General features: G+C 50.0%; 17 protein-coding genes. All 17 read right to left on the reverse strand.

The genetic code is table 11. The annotated features are described in order from the left end of the window. Window positions 1-69: 69 nt before the first annotated feature. Window positions 70-672 carry an ABC transporter ATP-binding protein gene (locus ACI32D_RS09580; RefSeq protein ID WP_439776338.1) on the reverse strand — a complete coding sequence of 201 codons (603 nt, stop codon included), beginning with the start codon at window positions 670-672 and terminating at the stop codon, window positions 70-72. 17 nt (window positions 673-689) lie between these two features. Then, the gene (locus ACI32D_RS09585) at window positions 690-1160 is read right to left on the reverse strand and encodes a hypothetical protein (RefSeq protein ID WP_439776354.1); all 471 of its coding nucleotides are present in this window, start codon (window positions 1158-1160) and stop codon (window positions 690-692) included. Between the two features lie 111 nt (window positions 1161-1271). Continuing rightward, window positions 1272-2087 carry a hypothetical protein gene (locus ACI32D_RS09590; RefSeq protein WP_439776339.1) on the reverse strand — a complete coding sequence of 272 codons (816 nt, stop codon included), beginning with the start codon at window positions 2085-2087 and terminating at the stop codon, window positions 1272-1274. A 68-nt stretch (window positions 2088-2155) separates the two neighbouring features. Then, the gene (locus tag ACI32D_RS09595; RefSeq protein ID WP_439776340.1) at window positions 2156-2566 is read right to left on the reverse strand and encodes a choline-binding protein; all 411 of its coding nucleotides are present in this window, start codon (window positions 2564-2566) and stop codon (window positions 2156-2158) included. A gap of 197 nt (window positions 2567-2763) precedes the next feature. Continuing rightward, window positions 2764-3156 carry a hypothetical protein gene (locus ACI32D_RS09600; RefSeq protein ID WP_439776341.1) on the reverse strand — a complete coding sequence of 131 codons (393 nt, stop codon included), beginning with the start codon at window positions 3154-3156 and terminating at the stop codon, window positions 2764-2766. A gap of 111 nt (window positions 3157-3267) precedes the next feature. After that, the gene (locus ACI32D_RS09605; protein WP_439776342.1) at window positions 3268-3579 is read right to left on the reverse strand and encodes a hypothetical protein; all 312 of its coding nucleotides are present in this window, start codon (window positions 3577-3579) and stop codon (window positions 3268-3270) included. Between the two features lie 327 nt (window positions 3580-3906). Then, window positions 3907-6591, reverse strand: coding sequence for a calcium-translocating P-type ATPase, PMCA-type (locus ACI32D_RS09610; protein ID WP_439776343.1), 2685 nt, complete (start codon window positions 6589-6591; stop codon window positions 3907-3909). 188 nt (window positions 6592-6779) lie between these two features. Next, a complete protein-coding gene (gene nadE, locus ACI32D_RS09615) occupies window positions 6780-7610 on the reverse strand; it encodes an ammonia-dependent NAD(+) synthetase (protein ID WP_439776344.1) in 831 nt (276 codons plus the stop codon). A 105-nt stretch (window positions 7611-7715) separates the two neighbouring features. Next, window positions 7716-8417 carry a glycosyltransferase family 32 protein gene (locus ACI32D_RS09620; protein ID WP_439776345.1) on the reverse strand — a complete coding sequence of 234 codons (702 nt, stop codon included), beginning with the start codon at window positions 8415-8417 and terminating at the stop codon, window positions 7716-7718. Continuing rightward, a complete protein-coding gene (locus ACI32D_RS09625) occupies window positions 8414-9514 on the reverse strand; it encodes a glycosyltransferase (RefSeq protein ID WP_439776346.1) in 1101 nt (366 codons plus the stop codon). The genes ACI32D_RS09620 and ACI32D_RS09625 overlap by 4 nt, the downstream gene beginning before the upstream one ends. Further along, window positions 9514-10248, reverse strand: a complete 735-nt coding sequence (locus tag ACI32D_RS09630) for a WecB/TagA/CpsF family glycosyltransferase (protein WP_439776347.1) — start codon at window positions 10246-10248, stop codon at window positions 9514-9516. The genes ACI32D_RS09625 and ACI32D_RS09630 overlap by 1 nt, the downstream gene beginning before the upstream one ends. A gap of 50 nt (window positions 10249-10298) precedes the next feature. After that, complete coding sequence (locus ACI32D_RS09635; protein ID WP_439776348.1) at window positions 10299-11726, reverse strand: oligosaccharide flippase family protein; 1428 nt, start codon at window positions 11724-11726, stop codon at window positions 10299-10301. Between the two features lie 3 nt (window positions 11727-11729). Next, window positions 11730-12869, reverse strand: a complete 1140-nt coding sequence (locus tag ACI32D_RS09640) for a CDP-glycerol glycerophosphotransferase family protein (protein ID WP_439776349.1) — start codon at window positions 12867-12869, stop codon at window positions 11730-11732. Window positions 12870-13026: 157 nt separating this feature from the next. Next, window positions 13027-13728 (reverse strand): GntR family transcriptional regulator, encoded by a 702-nt coding sequence (locus ACI32D_RS09645; protein ID WP_439776350.1) that lies wholly within the window; start codon window positions 13726-13728, stop codon window positions 13027-13029. A gap of 65 nt (window positions 13729-13793) precedes the next feature. Beyond that, window positions 13794-14861 carry a hypothetical protein gene (locus ACI32D_RS09650; RefSeq protein WP_439776351.1) on the reverse strand — a complete coding sequence of 356 codons (1068 nt, stop codon included), beginning with the start codon at window positions 14859-14861 and terminating at the stop codon, window positions 13794-13796. Between the two features lie 12 nt (window positions 14862-14873). Continuing rightward, window positions 14874-15986, reverse strand: coding sequence for a hypothetical protein (locus ACI32D_RS09655; RefSeq protein WP_439776352.1), 1113 nt, complete (start codon window positions 15984-15986; stop codon window positions 14874-14876). Between the two features lie 145 nt (window positions 15987-16131). After that, window positions 16132-17739, reverse strand: a complete 1608-nt coding sequence (locus tag ACI32D_RS09660; RefSeq protein ID WP_439776353.1) for a peptide ABC transporter substrate-binding protein — start codon at window positions 17737-17739, stop codon at window positions 16132-16134. Window positions 17740-18082 lie beyond the last annotated feature (343 nt).

Here is an 18082-nt window from a genome sequence, read left to right on the forward strand (position 1 = left end):
CAGCTGGTGCAGTTCTTGTTCATTAATCATGGGATTATTGTAGCTGGTCAGTGCAGAAAAAGCCAACTTTTACTCTTCGGCCAGCAAGATCCCGTCTTTCATTCTTAAGCGGCGGTCGTAGACCAGGCCGGGAATTTCGTCGTGGCTGGCCACGATGACGGTCTTGTTTTCGCTGCGCAAGTCTTCTAGAAGCTTAACGAACTGGTCGACCCCTTCCTTGTCGATCCCCCGGGTTGGTTCATCCAAGAGGATGATGTTCTGGTCTTCCATCACGGCCTGGGTGATCCCAAGCTTCTGCCGCATCCCGACTGAGTAGTTGCCAACGGCTTGCGGGTTGTCCGGGTCCAGGTCAAAGGCCTTGAGCAGGTCCCGGGTCTTTTCGGGCTGGAAGCGGTGATTGAAGTGACCTAAAAAGGTCAAGTTGTCCCAGGCAGTTTCATATTCGATAAAGCCAGGGTTTTCGATCAGGGCACCGAGGTAGTCATCCTTGTCAGTGTGAATCTCCCCGCTGTCAGCTTTTAAGAGGCCGACGATGATTTTGAACAGGGTGGACTTGCCGCAACCATTGACACCGGAGATGTGGACCAGTTCACCCGCTTTGGTTTCTAAAGAGATGTCCTTTAAAACGGCCAGTTTTTTAAAGCTCTTCTTAACATGTGACACTTTTAACATACAAACTCCTCCTCGACTTAGAGTATATACATGTGGTGGATGGCCCGCCAGAGTGGGTCATAAATATTAGCGTATTTTGGCAAAAGCCAGGCCTTCTCCAGCCAGTAATGATAAAGAATTGGCAAGGTGCTGCTGATGACAATGATAAAAAACGGAAATTTCGCCTTGATGCAGGACAGGACCAGCATGAAGCAGACAATGAAGAGCAGGTAGTGGGCCAGAAGCAATAGGCTGCCAGTTAGGGCTGATCCAAAGCGAAAGAGCGGATTTTTGCCAAAGAAATATGGAAATATAGAGAAAAACAGGTAGATTGCCAGATCCAAGGCTAAGAGCTGGGCCAGGCGCTGGTCAAAAAAGTTCATCTTTCCCCGGGGAGCCAGCAGGGGGCGGACCGAACGGAAAGAGAGGATTTGAATTGCCGCCATGACGGTCAAGGCTGGCTGGATGTACAGGCTGATCAAGTTGGCATTCAGGTAGTACATGGGCATTTCACCCTTCCCGCCGTCTAGGGCAAACTGCAGGCCGCACCATAAGCTGACCGCAAAGTCCAAAATGAGCGTCAAGGCGATTAAACGTTGATAACGCGCTTTTAACATAAGCTATCCCCTCTCCACATTCTTCAAGTACCAAAGTCTTAGTAATACAGCCGTCAGCGCGATGTAAAAAACCGCCGTCGTCACGTAATTCAGATAGTAGATTGCGGGGGTGGGCAAACCTGCTATTCCCTTTTCCAATGGATTAGTGATATTGGTAATATCCCAGATATTGGAAATATTGGTCAAAACTCTTCCCACATCTGGAGCAAATTTTTCTTGCAAAATAATCACGAAGCCAATAACCGGCCCCAAAGACAAAGCTATGCTTACTTTGTTGATAAAAAGAGCCACGCTCAAAATAAACAAAGCATAAATTCCCCAACCAATACCGTTTAGGATGATCTTAATTAGCAAGTTCGCCAAGCTGTTCAGCGAAAAGTAGCCATACCCACCTTGCAAAATATCATTGCTAAACGCTGTATAAATGAATGGATGATAAAAAGTGTTGATCATCAGAATTTCAAGCAAACATCCTAGCCAGTACAGGCCAGTTGCTCCCCAAAAAGTATATCCCATGCACTTTTTAAAGAAGCTTTTCCAACCTGTTCGTCCAATCACACTGTACAATTCATGATTGTTTTTGATGTAGATTGCTAAAGCTGAACCTATAATAGGCAAAAGCAAAAAAATCGCAATGGAGCCAATCATAGTTTCATCAGTTCCATAAGGTTGAACTGTGTCGAACAAGTAGTTAAAAGCGTAATTATCAGTTGCTGATACAGGAAGGTTATCATAGATCGCATACTCCACTTGCCCTGCTATGATTAACAGGTACGCAACAATTCCTGTGATGATTAATCTCTTAGTTTTAGTTAACATTTTCCTCGCAAAATATAAAAAGGCGAAAGAGCATCTCCACTCATTCGCCTTTTGCTCACACCAATTAGCTACTTGTAATCTGCACTAAAGTGAAACTTCACTCTTGTTGAATGTGGATCATCCTTTTCTGTTCGAGCATCTCCCCAATACTTACGGTCTCTTAATCCAGTATTGTTAGCTGCATGAACAGTCTTGTTTTTCTTTAAAACGACCGTATTCGATCTTCTTTGAGCCTTATTGTTGATCAACTTCACCTTAATAACTCTGTTTGAGCCAGGAAGTGCGTCACCATTGAATGAAGCATACGATGATTGAGTCTGCTTAACATTAGGATTTCCCCAACTGCTCCATCTCCCATAGGATGACACATCTTCGGCACTAATAGTCCAAGTTCCCGCAGCTTGTACAACAGCCGCACTGGCAAATGGCAGTAGCAACATTCCACATAAAGCAGCTTTGGTTAACACTTTATGTTTCATTTTCTTATCTCCTTTCTATATAGCACAGTTATTATACAAATCAGTGAACAAAAAATATCGTTCACATTTATGATTATATTACACTTCGCCACTCTGTCAATACTTTTCCCTAAAAAACATAAATACTCACTTTTTGACACTTTTTTAGTGTCATAGCCTGCATTTTTTAACCAAATTATTCTTGTTAAAAAACACACTTATCCTCTCTCAACATTCTTCACGTACCAAAGTCTTAATAATACAGCCGTCAACGCGATGTAAAACACCGCCGTCGTCACGTAGTTCAGATAGTAGATTGCGGGGAATTGGTTTTCTCCTACCCATCTTTCCAATGGATTAGTCAGATTGACGATATCCCAGATGTTAGAAATATTACTAAACGTTTCTCCGACATCAATTGACAAATTTTCTTGAAGAAAAATGAGATAGCCGACAACTGGCCCTAAAAACAGGCAAAGACTTGTCTTCTTGATAAATAAAGCCACTGCAAAGATAAAAGCGGCATAAATTCCCCAGCCGATACCGAAGAGCAACACTTTAATTAGCAGGTTGGCCAGGTTATTGAGTGAGAAATACCCGTCTCCTCGCATCAACATTATTTCCGCTCTGGGCATATACACAAATTGGCGGTAAAAAATACTGAATATCGGAGCTTCCAGTAGACAACCTAACCAATATAGGCCAGCCGCACCAATGAACGCCTAACTTAAACTTTTTTGAAAAATTTTTTTCCAGCCAGTTCTACCGATCACACTATAGAGTTCGTGATTATTCTTGATATAGATTGCTAGAGCTGAACCCACAATAGGAAGTAATAAATAAACGGCAATGTTCCCAGCCATCGTTTCTTCGACGCCTTCAGGCTGAACCGAATTAAACATATAATCAAAGCCATAGGAGTTGCTTTTCAAAGTTGGAAGGTTGCCATGTATCGCATATGCTAACTGACCAATAATAATCAACAAGTAGACAGCCACAACTCCTACATATATTTTTTTCGTCCTGGTTAACATTTTTCTCTCCTCCATTGTTTTACACTGCCGCACTCGTGAAAAAATGAGCTTTACACCTTGAATTATAGTCTACTTCAAAGTGTAGTCAATACTTTCCCTTTTAAAATCCGTATTTTTCCATTTTAAGCTGCTTTTTTCGTTTTTATAGCCAGTTCACACATTATAAAAGGGCTATCATCCTCGCCATTTCAAGGCGTTTGCCTTTGAATTCATATATCTATTTCCTTATATCTTTTCTTCTTACATCAGCTTATTTTACCTTCCTCGCCTTCTTGTTTTTCCACGCAAAAAAGCCTGGACTTTCGTCCAGGCTTCTTATTTAACTTTTTAGCTATTCCGTTGATCAGCTTTTCTCTCAAAGAACTTAACGATTTCGACGATCACGATCATCAAAACGCCCATCCCCAGCACAGTCAGCCATTGATCCAGGTGCAATTCTGAAACTGCAAAGACTCTGGTCAAGAATGGCAATTCAACTGCCGCCATAATCAAAGCCGACAGAATAATCGCGCCATTGAACCACTTGTTGGCAAAAGTGCTCTTTTGGAAGATTGACTGCTTCACGTACTTAGAGTTGACCGCGTGGAAGAGCTGGATCAGACCCAAAGTGAGGAAAGCCATGGTCAACGCGTCTTCATGCGGGTTGGTCCCCCGCGGCAAAACGTGCAGACCCAAACCATAAGCGGTCAAGACCAGAACACCTTCCAGGATCCCCTGGTAGATAATCGAGCTGGCCACGCCACCTGAGAAGAAGTTGGAATTCTTCCCCCGCGGCTTCTTGTTCATGATCCCCTTTTCAATCGGTTCAACACCCAAGGCAATAGCCGGCAGGGTGTCAGTTACCAAGTTGATCCACAAAAGCTGCACTGGCTTCAAAACATCCCAGCCCAGCAAAGTCATCAAGAAGACCGTCAATACTTCGCCGACGTTGCAGCTCATCAGGTACAGAATTGCCTTCTGAATGTTGGCGAAGACCTTCCGCCCTTGCTTGACCGCTTCCACGATCGTCGCGAAGTTGTCGTCAGCCAGAACCATGTCGGCCGCGCCTTTGGAGACTTCCGTACCGGTAATCCCCATGCCGACCCCGATGTCGGCCTGCTTCAGACTCGGCGCGTCGTTGACCCCGTCACCGGTCATGGCCACGATCTTGCCATTTGCCTGCCAGGCCTTCACGATTCTAACCTTGTGTTCTGGTGAAACCCGGGCATAAACGCTGTAGTCACCGACATGCTTGGTGAAGTAGTCGTCGCTCAGCTTGTCCAATTGCGCCCCGGTAATCACGGCATCGTCACGGCCCTTTTCAACCAGTCCCAGCCGTTCGGCAATCGCCTGCGCCGTAACTTGGTGGTCACCAGTAATCATGATCGTTCTGATCCCGGCCCGGTGAGCTTCCGCGATCGCGTCCTTGGCTTCCGGCCGCTCTGGGTCGATCATGCCGACCAAACCGGCAAAGATCAGATCTTGTTCAACATTGTCAGTCGTCGGATCAGCGTATGGCTCAGCAACAACCTTGTAAGCCATGGCCAGAACCCGGAGGGCCTGCTTGGCCATTTCGTTGTTGCTTGCTAAGATAGCCTGCTTTTGTTCAGCGCTGATTTCGCTCAGCTCGCCGTTGATGTTGACATACTTGACTCTTTCCAAAAGCATGTCCGGCGCGCCCTTGACGGCAACCATGAACTGGCCGTCATACTTGTTGACCGTACTCATCAGCTTCCGGTCAGAGTCAAATGGCACTTCCGCTACCCGCGGGTGTTCTGCCAAAAAGTCGCTCACTGGCAGGTCCTTGTGGAAGCCATATTGCACCAAGGCAGTTTCAGTCGGGTCACCCAAGAGCTCCCCGCCGTCCTGAATCTTGGTGTCGTTGGCCAAAAGCATGGTGATCATGGCCTGGTTGGTCAAGTCGATGTCGTCGCTGGCATCATGCAGGATCCCGTCGTAGTAGACCTTTTCCACCGTCATCCGGTTCTGGGTCAAGGTACCAGTCTTGTCAGAAGCAATGATATCCGTTGCCCCCAGGGTTTCAACGGCTGGCAGCTTTCTGACGATGGCCTTGTGATCAGCCATGGTCTGGGTACCCAGAGCCAAAATGATCGTCACAATCGCCGGCAGCCCTTCCGGAATAGCGGCAACCGCCAGGGAAACCGCCGTCAAGAACATATCGATCAGCAAAGCATTCATCGGTTCATGCTGCGGGTTCCGGATAACCCCGATAATGAAGACAACCACACAGATGGCCAGGATCATGTAGGTCAAGGTCTTGCCCAGCTGGTTCAAGTTCTGCTTAAGAGGAGTGTCAGTTTCATCAGCTTCGTTCAGCATCTTGGCGATGTTGCCGACTTCCGTGTTCATCCCCGTAGCGACAACTACACCTTCCCCGCGCCCGTAGGTCACGTTGGTGCTGGAGTAAGCCATGTTGATCCGGTCACCCAGGGCAATGTCCTCCCCTTGCAGGGTTTCATTACTCTTTTCCACCGGAACTGATTCCCCGGTCAAGGCAGCTTCTTCAATCTTCAAGCTTTCCGCTACCAAAAGACGCAGGTCGGCCGGGACCACGTCGCCGGCTTCCAGCAAGACCACGTCACCGGGCACGATTTCCGTTGACGGAACTTCAACTACCGCTCCGTCCCGGCGCACCTTGGCGCTCGGTGTGGACATGTCCTTCAAGGCTTCAATCGCTGCTTCTGAGCGAGCTTCCTGGATCACGCCCAAGATCGCGTTCAAAAGCACGACTACCAAAATAATCCCCGCGTCAGTCCATTCCTGGGCAACTACCCCGGACAAGACAGCGGCAACCAGCAGGACGATGATCATCAAGTCCTTGAACTGGTCCATGAAGCGGGCAAACATTGAACGTTTCTTCTTGCCGGCCAAAGCGTTCGGGCCGTATTGGTCCAGCCGCTTCTTGGCTTCAGCCGAACTGATCCCGTGGTTGGCGTCCGAGTCAAACTCGGCTAAAGTGCCTGGGATGTCCTGGCTGTAATACTTCTTAGCCACAGTATTTTCCTCCTTCAAAAAAGAAAAGAGACTTACGTGCCCCTTTACAAAAGCACATAAGTCTCACTAATTAAGACAAGCCCAGGAAACCAACGCGGCTCCCGGCTGTTGGGCTTGTCGCAAGCTATGCTTGCCGTTACTCCCTTATGACATGATTAATATAGCAAAAATTGGCGCTTGAAACAAGTAATTTACCAAATTCGCCGCTATTTTTTGTAATAATCGTCAAAAATCGTGACCGGCAAATGGCGCTTGTGCTCGCTCTTAGTCCACAATTCTTCGATTCTTTCAGCTGCCTTGTCGCTGACTTCCCGGCCTTCCAGGTAGTCATCGATTTCATCATAGGTCACGCCCAAGGCAACTTCATCTGGCAAGGATGGCTTTTCTTCTTCCAGGTCGGCCGTTGGGGCCTTCAAGTAAAGGTGTTCCGGGCAGCCCAAGGCAGCCAGAAGCTGCTTGCCCTGCCGCTTGTCCAAACGGAAGAGCGGAGTAAGGTCTGCCGCGCCGTCACCGTACTTGGTGTAGAAACCAGAGAAGTTTTCGGCCGCGTGGTCAGTACCCACAACCGCGCCCTGGTTGGCCCCGGCAATGGCATACTGCATGACCATTCTTTGCCGGGCCTTGATGTTGCCCTTGTTAAAGTCGGTCATTTCCACGCCCGTTTCCTTCAAAGTTGCCACCATGGCATCAGTGGCTGGCTTGATGTTTTCGATCAAGTCCACGTCCGGCTTGATGAAGGCTACCGCATCAGCGGCATCAGCGGCATCAGCCTGGACGCCGTATGGCAGGCGGACGGCGATGAACTTGTAGCTGTCATCGCCGGTTTCTTCCCGCATTTCGGAAATTGCCATCTGGGTCAGCTTCCCAGTCAAGGTTGAGTCCTGGCCACCGGAAATACCCAAAACATATGACTTCAAGAAGGGGTTAGCCTTCAAGTAACCCTTTAAGAAGTCAACCGTCTTGCGGATTTCTTCCTGGGGATCGATTTCCGGCAAAACGTGTTCATATTCGACAATTTTCTTTTGCAACTCTCTCATTTGCTGCCTCGCAATCTTCTACTTTGTGTTTTCTACCTTTTAATTATACTCAAAAAATGCAGTCCTTGTTTTCAGAAATGTATTTTCACGAGATTCTTTAAAAAATTAGCGTCTGAAGAGCTGATAGTAAATTTTCGCAGCTTTTTGACTACGGATATGTAATTTCAAAAAGGTAACCAGGTCGTGCTTCCAGGAATTTTTTCCTTCCAGCCAGGTCCCGGTAAAAAGGTGAATGGACCGGGACTGAGGCGAAGGATTGCAAAGGATCCCGTCCGGGTAAACATGGATTCCTTCCTTTAATACTTGCTCTTGGTTGCCGGTCTTAAGGCCGTACTTTTCTTTGAGAATTTCCGTGACTGACAGGGAGTTGACCCCGGCCAGCTGGTCATTTTGGTCAAAGGCAAAATCCAGGTCATCATAATAGTGCAGGATGTCAGCCATAAAAGGATGACCCTTCTCCGCCGCGATAATTGCGGCTGACAGGTAGTCATTATTTTCAAAGCCGATAAAAGCCCGGTCATTTAGCAAGTCGTCAAAATCTTTTAAGACCATGACGTCGGTGTCCAGGTAGATCCCGCCCATTTCATAGAGGGCCTTGGCCCGGACATAGTCAGAAACAAAGGCCCACTTCTTGGCCTGGTAGGCCTGCTTAACGTAGCGGTTGGCATCAAGGTCCAGCTTATCTTCGTTCCATTCGATGATTTCGTAGTCCGGCAGGCGCTTTCGCCAAGAGGCCAGACAGGTCTGGATGGTCTTGGACTTGGGATTGCCGCCGACCCAGACATAGTGGATAATTTTGGGAATCATTCTTTTTCTCCTTGCAGGCAGGCCTGGTAGCCGGCCAGAACGTCAGCCAGTTGCCGGTCTAGGGAAAAATGCTGGCTGGCATAGGCTTTTTCCGCTTGAGCAATTGCTGCCAGTTCTTCTTTTGGCAAAGCCGCGATTGCTTTTAACTGATCGGCCATGGCTTTTTCTTCTTTGACCGGCACGACCCAGCCTTTTCCTTCTGGAATCAGTTCCCTGGCCCCGCCCACGTCAGTGGATAAAAGCGAGACCAGGTTGTCGGCTGCTTCCAGCAAGACCAGGGGGAAGCTTTCTGAGTAAGAAGACAAGACGGCCAGGTCCATCTTCCGGTAGAGCTGCCTTAATTCTTCCTGGGTCAAAAAGCCGGTAAAGGTTACTTGGTCTGTTAAGGCCAAGTCCTGGCAGAGTTTTTTCAAATCTGCTTCCTGGCTGCCGCTGCCGGCAATATAGAGGTGAGCTTGCGGCAAATCGGCTGCTTTAAAAGCCTTGAGCAAGAGATCTTGCCCCTTGACCTTTTCCAGGCGGCCAACATTGATGATGTTGAAGCCGGCATGGTCTTCCTTGGCCAGTACATTTTTATTGTCCCTAAAATTGATTCCATTGTAGATGACGTGAATCCGGCTTGGCTTTACTCCGTAATTCAGCAGGATTTTTTCAAAACGGGGAGTAATGGCGAAGACCCCATCAGCCTGCTTGATCGCCCGCAGGTTCAGCTTGGTAAAAATTTTCCCCGCGATTCCCCGCCCTTCAAAATCGATCGCGGGATCTGAGTGAACGGTGATCAGCCAGGGACAAGGCAAGGAAGACTTGATCAAGCTGACAAAAAGGTTGGCCCGGGCTCCGTGACTGTGGACCAGGTCGTAATGTCCATCCTTGATTGTCTTTTTCAGCCGCTTGAGCAGGGCCAGGTCGTAGCGGCTGGATCCACCTAAAACGATGGTCTTGATTCCTTTTTCCCGGGCAGCCTGGGCAACCGGTCCTTCAGCGAAGGTCAGAAGGTCAAAATCCTGCCCGGCTCTTTTGGCCTGGGAGAGCAGGTTCACGATATGAGTCAGCCCGCCCCCGCTTTCCAGGCCGGCGTTGATGTGCAGTACTTTCATTATTGCTTGTCCTGCTTCTTGCTCTTTTTAACTTCCACGACGAATTTTGGCAAAACCATCATTCGGCCGATCCGGCTTGGTTCCTTCAAGAGGCGGTAGAACCATTCCAAGTGGGCATCCTGGAAGACCTTGGGTGCCCGCTTGACGGCACCGGCGAAGACGTCAAAGCTGCCGCCCACCCCCATCATGCTGGCTGGCAAGTTTTGCTGGCGCAAGATGGCCAGAAGCTTCTCCTGCTTGGGAAAGCCCAGGGCCGCGAAGACCAGGTCGGGCCTGGTTTGGGCGATCCGGCTGGCAATTTCCGGCAGGGCGTCTTTGGAGTAACCATCTTCAGCGCCAACTAAGTCGATATTCGGGTAATCCTTGGCGATTTTTTCCTTAACGGCGGCGATCACGGCTGGCTTGGCCCCAATCAGGTAGACCCGCAAGTGGTCTTCATTGGCAATTTGCAGATACCAGCAAAAGAGGTCGTAGCCGGTTACTCTCTCTGGCAATTTCAGCCCCAGCATCTTGGCCCCTTTGATGATGCCGATCCCGTCAGCCGTCACGTAGTCAGCTACATTGTTGATGATTTCCCTGTATTCCGGGTCTTCTTTAGCGGCCATGACGATTTCCGGGTTGGCCGTGACCACCAGGGTGGATTCTTTTTTCCGCAAGCGGTCCAAAAAACGGGCTTCAAATTCCGCCAAGCTGTACTTGTCGAAGCCAACGCCCAAAATGTTGATTTTTACCATGCTCACACGCTTTCTTTGTTTATTTTTGCTAATTTCTTCCTTATTAATAGCTATTTTTTCAAGCGCTTTTTGACAATCGTAACCAAGTCTTCGTTCAAGTCAAACTTCAAGAGCCAGAGGATGACCAGGTAAAGGGCCATAATGGCCAGGGACTTGACCGTCATGTTGATAAAAGCACTTGGAATCTGCCAAGGCCACAGCATCCCTGCCGCCAGGCTGATCCCCATGGCCAAGAAGCACTTGGGCACATCACTGAAAGTTTCCTTGAAGTCATAGCCGTCCCGCACGATCCAGCAACGAAGAAAGAGAACGACTGCTTCGGTCAAGAGGATCGCCACCATGGCGCCCGCTGCCCCGAAAGGCCGGTCCAAAAAGTAGCTGAAGACCAGCTCCAGGACCGCCCCGATCGTAACCGGAATGGCATAGTCCTTGTCCCGCTTGTTGGCCAGGGCAAACTGGTTGGCGAAGACCCCGCCCATGGGGATCAAAATGATGGTCAAGGTAAAGAAGAACATCAAGGGAGTCATCGGGATATATTTTTTCCCGAAGAAAAAGGGCACGAATTCCTTGGTATTGGCCATAACCACCACGGCAAACATGGTTCCCAGCATAGTCGTGGCTTCTAGGGACTTCTTCAAGACCTTCTTCTGGGTTTCCTTCCCCTGGACCGCCATCTGCGGCATTATTACCAGGGAAATACTGGTGATGACCCCCAGGATCATGTTGGAAATCCGCTGGGAGTTGTCATAGTAAGAGACCTGGGCCGTATTTTGGAAGAGGCCCAAAAGGGGCTTGTCCAAGGAAGTGTAAATTTGGGTCGCGATCTGGGGAATCATCAAGGTCATGATGGCCCGGCGGGTTTCCGCGAAATGGTAAAAGTGCTTGACTGGCCGGCCGACATACTTGCCGATGCTGAACCAGAAGACAAAAGAACCCAGCATGGTGGAAATGGACATGATCAAGAAATACTTCCACAAGTCAGCCGGACTTTTGATCAAAAGCAAGATAAAGACCACGCTGACAATCTTGACGATAGTGTTTCTAAGAACCACCCGGCCAAAATCCGCCAGGCCCTGGAAGAACCAGGAGATGTCAAACTGAGCTGAAATTAAGTACGGCAGCATCAGCAAGAAGTAGTTCCAGTAGCGGACCTTGAGGACCAGACAGGTCAAGACTGTTAAAACGATGGTGACTGCCCCGCCGATAAACTGGAAGTACCACAGGCCCCAGAAGGCTTGAGTCAGTTCCCCGCTCTTGCTCTTGGCCCGGGCTTTAGAGATGCTTCTGACCCCGATATTGGATAAAGACAGGACGCAGAAAATCATCAGAAACTGGACCGTGTTGTTGACGCTGGAATAGATCCCGTAGGTCGTCGGGCCCAGGACTCTGGACAGGTAAGGAACCGTGATCAAGGGCACCAGGACCAGGAAGACCTGGTAGACCGCGTTATAGAAGATGTTCAGAAAAGTTTTTTTCAAGGATCAGACCCCGCTTAAATAATCAAAAATCGTCTGGCAGGCCTGGCCGTGGTCGGCCTGGTCGCTCAGCTCCAGCCACTTTTTCCGTTCAAGACCATACTTGTCGCCTTCCCCCAGCTGCTTGACCAGGTCAGCCTGGCTGGCTACGCAGGGACCAGGGACGATTTTTTCATAAGGCCCCAGCAAAAAGCCCCGGGTCTTTTCGTACTGGGCCAGGTAGTTGGTGATGAAAATCAGCGGCTTGTCCAAGTGGAGGTAGTCAAAGTAGATCGAGGAGAAGTCGGTCATTAAGAAGTCGGTTGCCCCCAGGATTTCGTAGAGATCCAATTTTTTGGCCAGAAGATCAGAATTGTTCAAAAAAGCCACGTGCTTGGCTTCTAAGTGAAAGTCGCTAAAGAGCTTCATTTCCCAAGGGTGGAGCTTGACCAGGAGGTACTGCTTTCTAGCAGCCAGGGCCTGGTCTAAAGCGGCCAGGTCAAAGTCGCTGAAGGCAAAAAAGTTCCCTGCCTTAATCCGCTTCATCACTTCCGGGTCTTCTAATTCATAGCGGAAGGTTGGCACATAGATCCCCACTTGAGCCTCCGGGTCCTGGCAGGAGAAAAAGTCAGCCAGGAGCTGGTCCTTTTTATAAGGGGACTTGAGCAGGGAATCGATTCTGGGGAAACCCAGCTGGACATAACGGGGACCTTCAATCCCCATGCAGGCGCTCATCAGACTTTCGTAGAGCTCAGAACTGGAGGTGACCAGGTCGGCCGTCTTGTGCCAGAGCTTTTCGTTTCTCTGGTTGTCCCGGCGCTGGGTATTGTTGGCCATGGTCCCCATCCGCTTTAGAGGAATCCCGTGCCAGAGAGCCAGGTTGACCTGGCTTTTCCGGACCTTGAAGGGCTGGTGGGTGGTCAAGACGTACTTGGCCCGGCCGATTTTTTGCCAGTCCGACCAAGGCAGGTGCGAAGACGGCCAGGGTTCGATCAAGTAGGCCGTGACTTCCGGGTGCTCGCGGCGCAGGTACTTATAAAAGAGGTAGCCATTTGATCCCGACCGGCCGGCCCCATTCAAGATCACGTATGTGTTGGGATCTTCTTTTTGCCAGCGGGCCAAAAATTTCATGACTGCCAGATACAGGCGGAATAGTATGCTTTTCATAGTGCCTCGTTAATCATTAGCTAATAGTGTCAAGTCCATTTTAGCAAATTCGCCCCCTGCCGCCAAAAGCAAGTTCCATCTTTTGCCCTTTTTTAAAGGAAGGAAAAAGAGGCAGGTTTGATTCCTGCCTCTTTGTCATTCGCTTATTTATAGCTGGCTATTTGCTGAAAGTAAATTCGAAGCGCTCACCCACGTATGAAGCCCGCGTGTATTCAAAAGGCCGGCCATCGACCAGCTTGGTGACCTGCCGGCGGGTGATCAAGGCCTCGCCCCGGCGGCAGTTGAGCAGGCGGGCCTCCTGCTCATTGGCAACAGCGGCTGAGATGTACTCAGTTGCATCCCCGATCTGGTAGCCCCCCTGCTTTTCCAAGGTCTGGTAAAGGTGGCTTGACACGTCATCCTTGGCAAAAGGCGCGATCAGGTCTTCCGGCACCGTCACGATTTCATGGCAGATCGGCACCTGGTCGGCATAGCGAATCCGCTCCATGCGCAGGACCTTGTCGCTGCCTTCCAGAGCCAGGCGTTCTTTTTCCGACAGGGAAGGCTGGGTGATCTTGTAAGAAACCAGCTTGCTGGACGGAGTCTGCCCGTTGGCCCGGGTAATTTCGGTAAAGGACATGATCCCGGACATTTTTTCCTGAACCTTCTGACTGGCCACATAGGTCCCGCTGCCCAGCCGCCTTTCCAGAATCCCCTCTTCTTCCAGGGTTTTGATGGCCTGGCGCAGGGTCATCCGCGACACCTTGAACTGCTCAGCCAGCTGTCGTTCAGCTGGAATCCGGTCCCCCACCTGGTAGACATGGTTTTCAATATCCCGGCGCAGCTGATTGTGAATTTTGATGTACATTGGTTCTTGCATCGTTTTCCCCCCCACAGAATCATCCAGCTTAGATCTTAATTAAATTTTATAGCAAAAGGCGGTCTTTAGACAAGTTTACATTTAATTCCTGTCAATTTTACCTTGCCCTGGCCAGTCTGCTTGACCAGCAGCTGTTCCTGGTCGCTCTCCAAAACATTGCCCAAGATCCCGGCTTTGTCGGCTAACCGCAAGTGGCTGCCTGCCACGTTTAAGAGGGCATCCTGCAGGCGAACCTGGCTCGCGCCGCTTAAACTAAGCCAAGTGCCTTCGCTGCAGGAAAAGTGTGGCCGGCAAAAAACAGCCTTGCCCTGGCCTTCAATTTCTCCTGCCACCAAGTGACAGTTGGTTAAGTTGCTGCTCCCGCTGACCTGCTTAAATTGCTTAAAAGTGCAGTTTTGGAAAGCGGCGGAATTGGCTTTTTCCAAAAGAGCCGTCCCCTGCAAGTCACAGTTCAAAAGGTCAGCCTGGCCATTTTTCAGAGTTAAAGACATGGTAGATTCGGTGAAGTAAAGACCGTTGTTTTTTCCCAGGCTGGTCACCTGGTCAAAAGCCGTCTGGTCAAAATGGCCTTCATAAGCCGAATTTTCCTCCAGGACAAATTCTCCCTTGATTTGAGACTGGCTGATGACCAAGGGACCAAAGCCATCGCCGGTAAAAGCAGCCGGAGCTGCCTTGATTTCACTTCCCGAAATCTGGACATGCTGCTCTTCTCCGCCAACCAGGCGGATTTTTCCCCTAACTTGACAGGAGTAAAGTTCCAACCAAACCGGACCCAGAGTCATGAGGGCCGTGCTCCCTTCTCCTTCTGGCGCTTCCAGCCGGCAGCCGCGCAGGGTCAAGTAAGGAGCATTTTCGCCTACATAAACTCTAACCAGGGCCCCGGCAATTGCCTTGGTCTTGACGGCCAGGTTTTCCAGGGTCAAATAGCGGCCAGACAGGACGACTTGACCAACCAGGACCGTCATATCTGGCGCTGTCCCCGTCCCCTTGATCACGATGTTGTTCAGCTTTTGCCCAAAAGGAATTTCATAAAAGCCGGGAGCCAGCATGAGCACGTCATCGTCTTCCAGCTGGTCTAAAGCCTGCTCCCAGGACAAGTCCCGGGGGTCCTGGCTTACTTTGATTAAGCGCATGGTGGCTCCTTTCTATTCCTTCCGTTCAGTCCACTTGATCCCCAGCAAAGAGATGTTTTCCGGATGCTCACACTTGATTTCCAGTGGCGCCCCCTGGTAGTAAAGGGCGTTGGCCACTAAGCGGGCATCATTGTCTACCAAAACCGGCCAGTTTTGCGGGTCAAATTGCAGGTTCCGCCCCTTCAATACCGCCTGGTCGACCAGGAAGATAAAGTAAGGGTAGTCGCCGTTGCCTGAGAAGGTCACTAAACTCCCCTCCATGAAGCTTTTTCCTTCCAGGCTGGCCGCGGCCGCGATCTGGACATTGGACAAAAAGCTCTGGCTCTCCCCCCGCGCCTGGAAATTATAGAGCTGACTGTTCTGCATTAGCAAGTGGCAGTGGTCTTCAATCGCCAATTGGCTTGGCATTTGGCTCTCCAGGATGTTCAGCCAGCATTCACCCCGGGCATAAAGGCTGTAGTCCCGGTTGATAAAGCGGCAGGCGTAAACGTTGACCCAGCTCTTGCCACCTAAGTTGAGGTTACCAATAGCTGAGTTATTGATGTTCAGTTCGATATTGCTGGAATCAAAGCTGTTGACCGTCCCCCGGATCTCGGAATTATTGATGATGGCCGTCCCGGTTCCTTCCAAAGAGATGGTCCCGAATTTTTCTGACTCATAGTCCAGCAGGCAGTCCGCCATTTCCAGGCGGAAATTGGCTTTTTCAAAAAAGGACAGGGTCCCGTTGAGCAGGCGGCAGGAGTACATCTCCACCGTGTCCTGGCCGTTGATGGAAATCGTGGTCGTCTTGCTGCCGGTCCCGGTCAAGACGCAGCCGCGCAGGATCAAGTAGCTGTTGGTCTCTTCCGGCAAATCCAGGGTGTTTACGTCCCCATAAGGTTCCAGGGTCAAGTTTTCAAAAACCACCCGGGAGCTGTTTTCACCGATGGAGAAAAAGCTGCGGATCCGGGTGTCTTCCGGGCTGGCCCCCAGGCCCTTGATGGTCACGTCTTCTAATAGCCGGCCCCGGGGCCAAACGTAATAGCCGGGCTCCAGCAGCAGATAGTCCCCCGGCTCCATGTCGAGCATGGCCCGGTGCCAGGTCACTTCACCGCCGCCGCTGCCAACTTTGATGTATTTGCTCATGTCCGCCTCCTGGTCAAAAAACTAAATACTATTGTACCCGCTATACAGGCAAAATAGTTGAAGAATGCTTCTTTTTTCGCAAAAAAGCCGTCAGTTTCTTCCTTACTGAAAGAAACTGGCAGCTTTTACCGGTTTAAAACTTGTTTTACTTAATCTTGACATCCCAGTAGTAGGCAACAGTCCCGTAAGGAGACAGGCGGAAGCCGGTCACCTTGGACTTAAGCAGGTAGGAAACCCCGGCTTGGTAGAGCGGTGCCGCGAAAGCATCCTTTTGGATCAATTGCTTTTCAGCAGCGATCAAGCTGGCCTGCCGCTTGGCCGGCTGGGTGGCGTAAGTGCTCCTTGCCTGCTTGATTTCCTTCCAGAAAGTGCTGTTCTTGTAGTCACTTTCCAGGTTGAAGAGGCCACCGATGGTCAAGTAGTCGATCGGGTCCTGGAAGCTTGGCTGCCAAGTCCCGTAAACCATGTCGAAGTTGTGCTTGGTCGTGTCAGCCAGGCGGGACTTCAGCGGAATCGACCGCAATTTAACAGTCAAGCCCGGCAGGTTCTTCATCAAGTTGCTCTGCAGGTATTCGCCCACCCGCTTAGACGCGTCCATGTCACTGGTCAACAGTTCGATGGTGATCTTAGATTTGCCCAGCTGCTTTTTAGCCAAAGCCCATTCCTTTTGGGCCTGCTTCAGATTGTAAGTCATCAGCTTGCCGGCACTGGTTCGGTAGTCCTTGCCGTTTTCATCGTAGATGAAGTCGCTGGCGACCAGACCTTGGGCAGCCTTGCCTGAGTGCAGGACCGTCTTCACCAATTCCTGCTTGTTTACGCCCAGGCTGATTGCCCGGCGAACGTGGACATTGCCAGTGGTCTTGCGCTTGGTGTTGAAAACCATGTAGCCGTTGGTCGGCGTGGTCTTAGTGTGGTAGTCGGCATTCTTTTCATACTGCTTGACGTAGTCAGCATCAACTGGCGCGTAATCCAGCTGCCCGCCCTTGTAAAGGTTGAGGCCGGTTGAAGTGGTCTTGATGACCTGGACCTTGACCGCGCTCAAGCTGACTGACTTGGAATTCCAGTAAGTCTTGTTCTTCTTCAAAGTCCACTTGAGGCTGGACCCATCCCACTGGCTGACGGTAAACGGCCCGTTGTAGACCAGCTTGCTGGAACTGGTCCCGTAGCTGGACCCGTACTTTTTGACGATCTTCGTGTCCTGCGGGTAGAACTGGGCCCCGGTTAAAAGGTCTGGCAGGTACTGGATCGGGTTTTCCAGGGTGACCTGCAGCTTGTACTTGCCCAAGGCCTTGATGCCCAGACTGGACACCTTCTTCTTGCCGGCTGCTACAGCCGTCCCGTTCTTGATCACTTGGTAGCTGTCGCTGTCCAAAGAATCGTTCTTGGGGTCAACCGTCCGCCGCCAGGCAGTAACGTAGTCCTGGGCAGTCACTGGGTCCCCGTTGGACCACTTGGCGTTTTTTCTAAGAGTAAAAGTATAGACCTTCTGGTCCTTGGACTTGGTCACCTTGACCGCTCCGGCCAGCTGAGCCTGCCCCTTTTTATCGAAGCGGTAGAGCCCTTCCATGGAATTCTGCAGGGTTTCAGAGCTGACGGTATCCCCGTACTTGCTGGAGTCCAGGGTGCTGATTTCGCCGGTTACGGCTGTCTTCATCACCTGCTTGGAACTGGAAGCCTGCTTGTTTTGTCCGCAGGCCGTCAAAAGCGCCGCCGTTGCTAAAAGCGTTACTGACACGATCCTCTTCTTATGCAATTTTTTGCCTCCCGAAATTTTACTTAATCTAGCCAATCTAATCTTACTTGCATTTGTACTTATCAAACTTACTAAAAGTAACCAACAACTTACTTTTCAGTATAGCAAGTTACGCAAAGAAAGTACATCATTACTTATGAAAGAAAAACATTTTCTTGAAAAGTAAGTTTTTTCATCTATTTTTAAGCATTTTCTCTTGGAAAAAATTGCTTTTCTTTTGCTCTGGCAAAAAAAGAGCTCCTGACTCAGTCAGAAGCTCTTCTTTCGGGTTGGGTGTTCTTTAGAACAATTGCGTTAGCTGGATTCGAACCAGCGCATGACGGTACCAAAAACCGTTGCCTTA

The sequence above is a fragment of the Lactobacillus sp. genome (genome assembly GCF_051873315.1).
Lineage (GTDB): Bacteria > Bacillota > Bacilli > Lactobacillales > Lactobacillaceae > Lactobacillus.

Coding starts and splice junctions, on each gene's coding strand:
- ACI32D_RS09625 (WP_439776346.1), bottom strand. CDS start 9,514: ATGAAAGTACTGCACATCAACGCCGGCCTGGAAAGCGGGGGCGGGCTG.
- ACI32D_RS09655 (WP_439776352.1), bottom strand. CDS start 15,986: ATGAGCAAATACATCAAAGTTGGCAGCGGCGGCGGTGAAGTGACCTGG.
- ACI32D_RS09630 (WP_439776347.1), bottom strand. CDS start 10,248: ATGGTAAAAATCAACATTTTGGGCGTTGGCTTCGACAAGTACAGCTTG.
- ACI32D_RS09585 (WP_439776354.1), bottom strand. CDS start 1,160: ATGCCCATGTACTACCTGAATGCCAACTTGATCAGCCTGTACATCCAG.
- ACI32D_RS09640 (WP_439776349.1), bottom strand. CDS start 12,869: ATGAAAAGCATACTATTCCGCCTGTATCTGGCAGTCATGAAATTTTTG.
- ACI32D_RS09595 (WP_439776340.1), bottom strand. CDS start 2,566: ATGAAACATAAAGTGTTAACCAAAGCTGCTTTATGTGGAATGTTGCTA.
- ACI32D_RS09605 (WP_439776342.1), bottom strand. CDS start 3,579: ATGTTAACCAGGACGAAAAAAATATATGTAGGAGTTGTGGCTGTCTAC.
- ACI32D_RS09650 (WP_439776351.1), bottom strand. CDS start 14,861: ATGCGCTTAATCAAAGTAAGCCAGGACCCCCGGGACTTGTCCTGGGAG.
- ACI32D_RS09600 (WP_439776341.1), bottom strand. CDS start 3,156: ATGCGAGGAGACGGGTATTTCTCACTCAATAACCTGGCCAACCTGCTA.
- ACI32D_RS09620 (WP_439776345.1), bottom strand. CDS start 8,417: ATGATTCCCAAAATTATCCACTATGTCTGGGTCGGCGGCAATCCCAAG.
- ACI32D_RS09590 (WP_439776339.1), bottom strand. CDS start 2,087: ATGTTAACTAAAACTAAGAGATTAATCATCACAGGAATTGTTGCGTAC.
- ACI32D_RS09645 (WP_439776350.1), bottom strand. CDS start 13,728: ATGCAAGAACCAATGTACATCAAAATTCACAATCAGCTGCGCCGGGAT.
- nadE (WP_439776344.1), bottom strand. CDS start 7,610: ATGAGAGAGTTGCAAAAGAAAATTGTCGAATATGAACACGTTTTGCCG.
- ACI32D_RS09580 (WP_439776338.1), bottom strand. CDS start 672: ATGTTAAAAGTGTCACATGTTAAGAAGAGCTTTAAAAAACTGGCCGTT.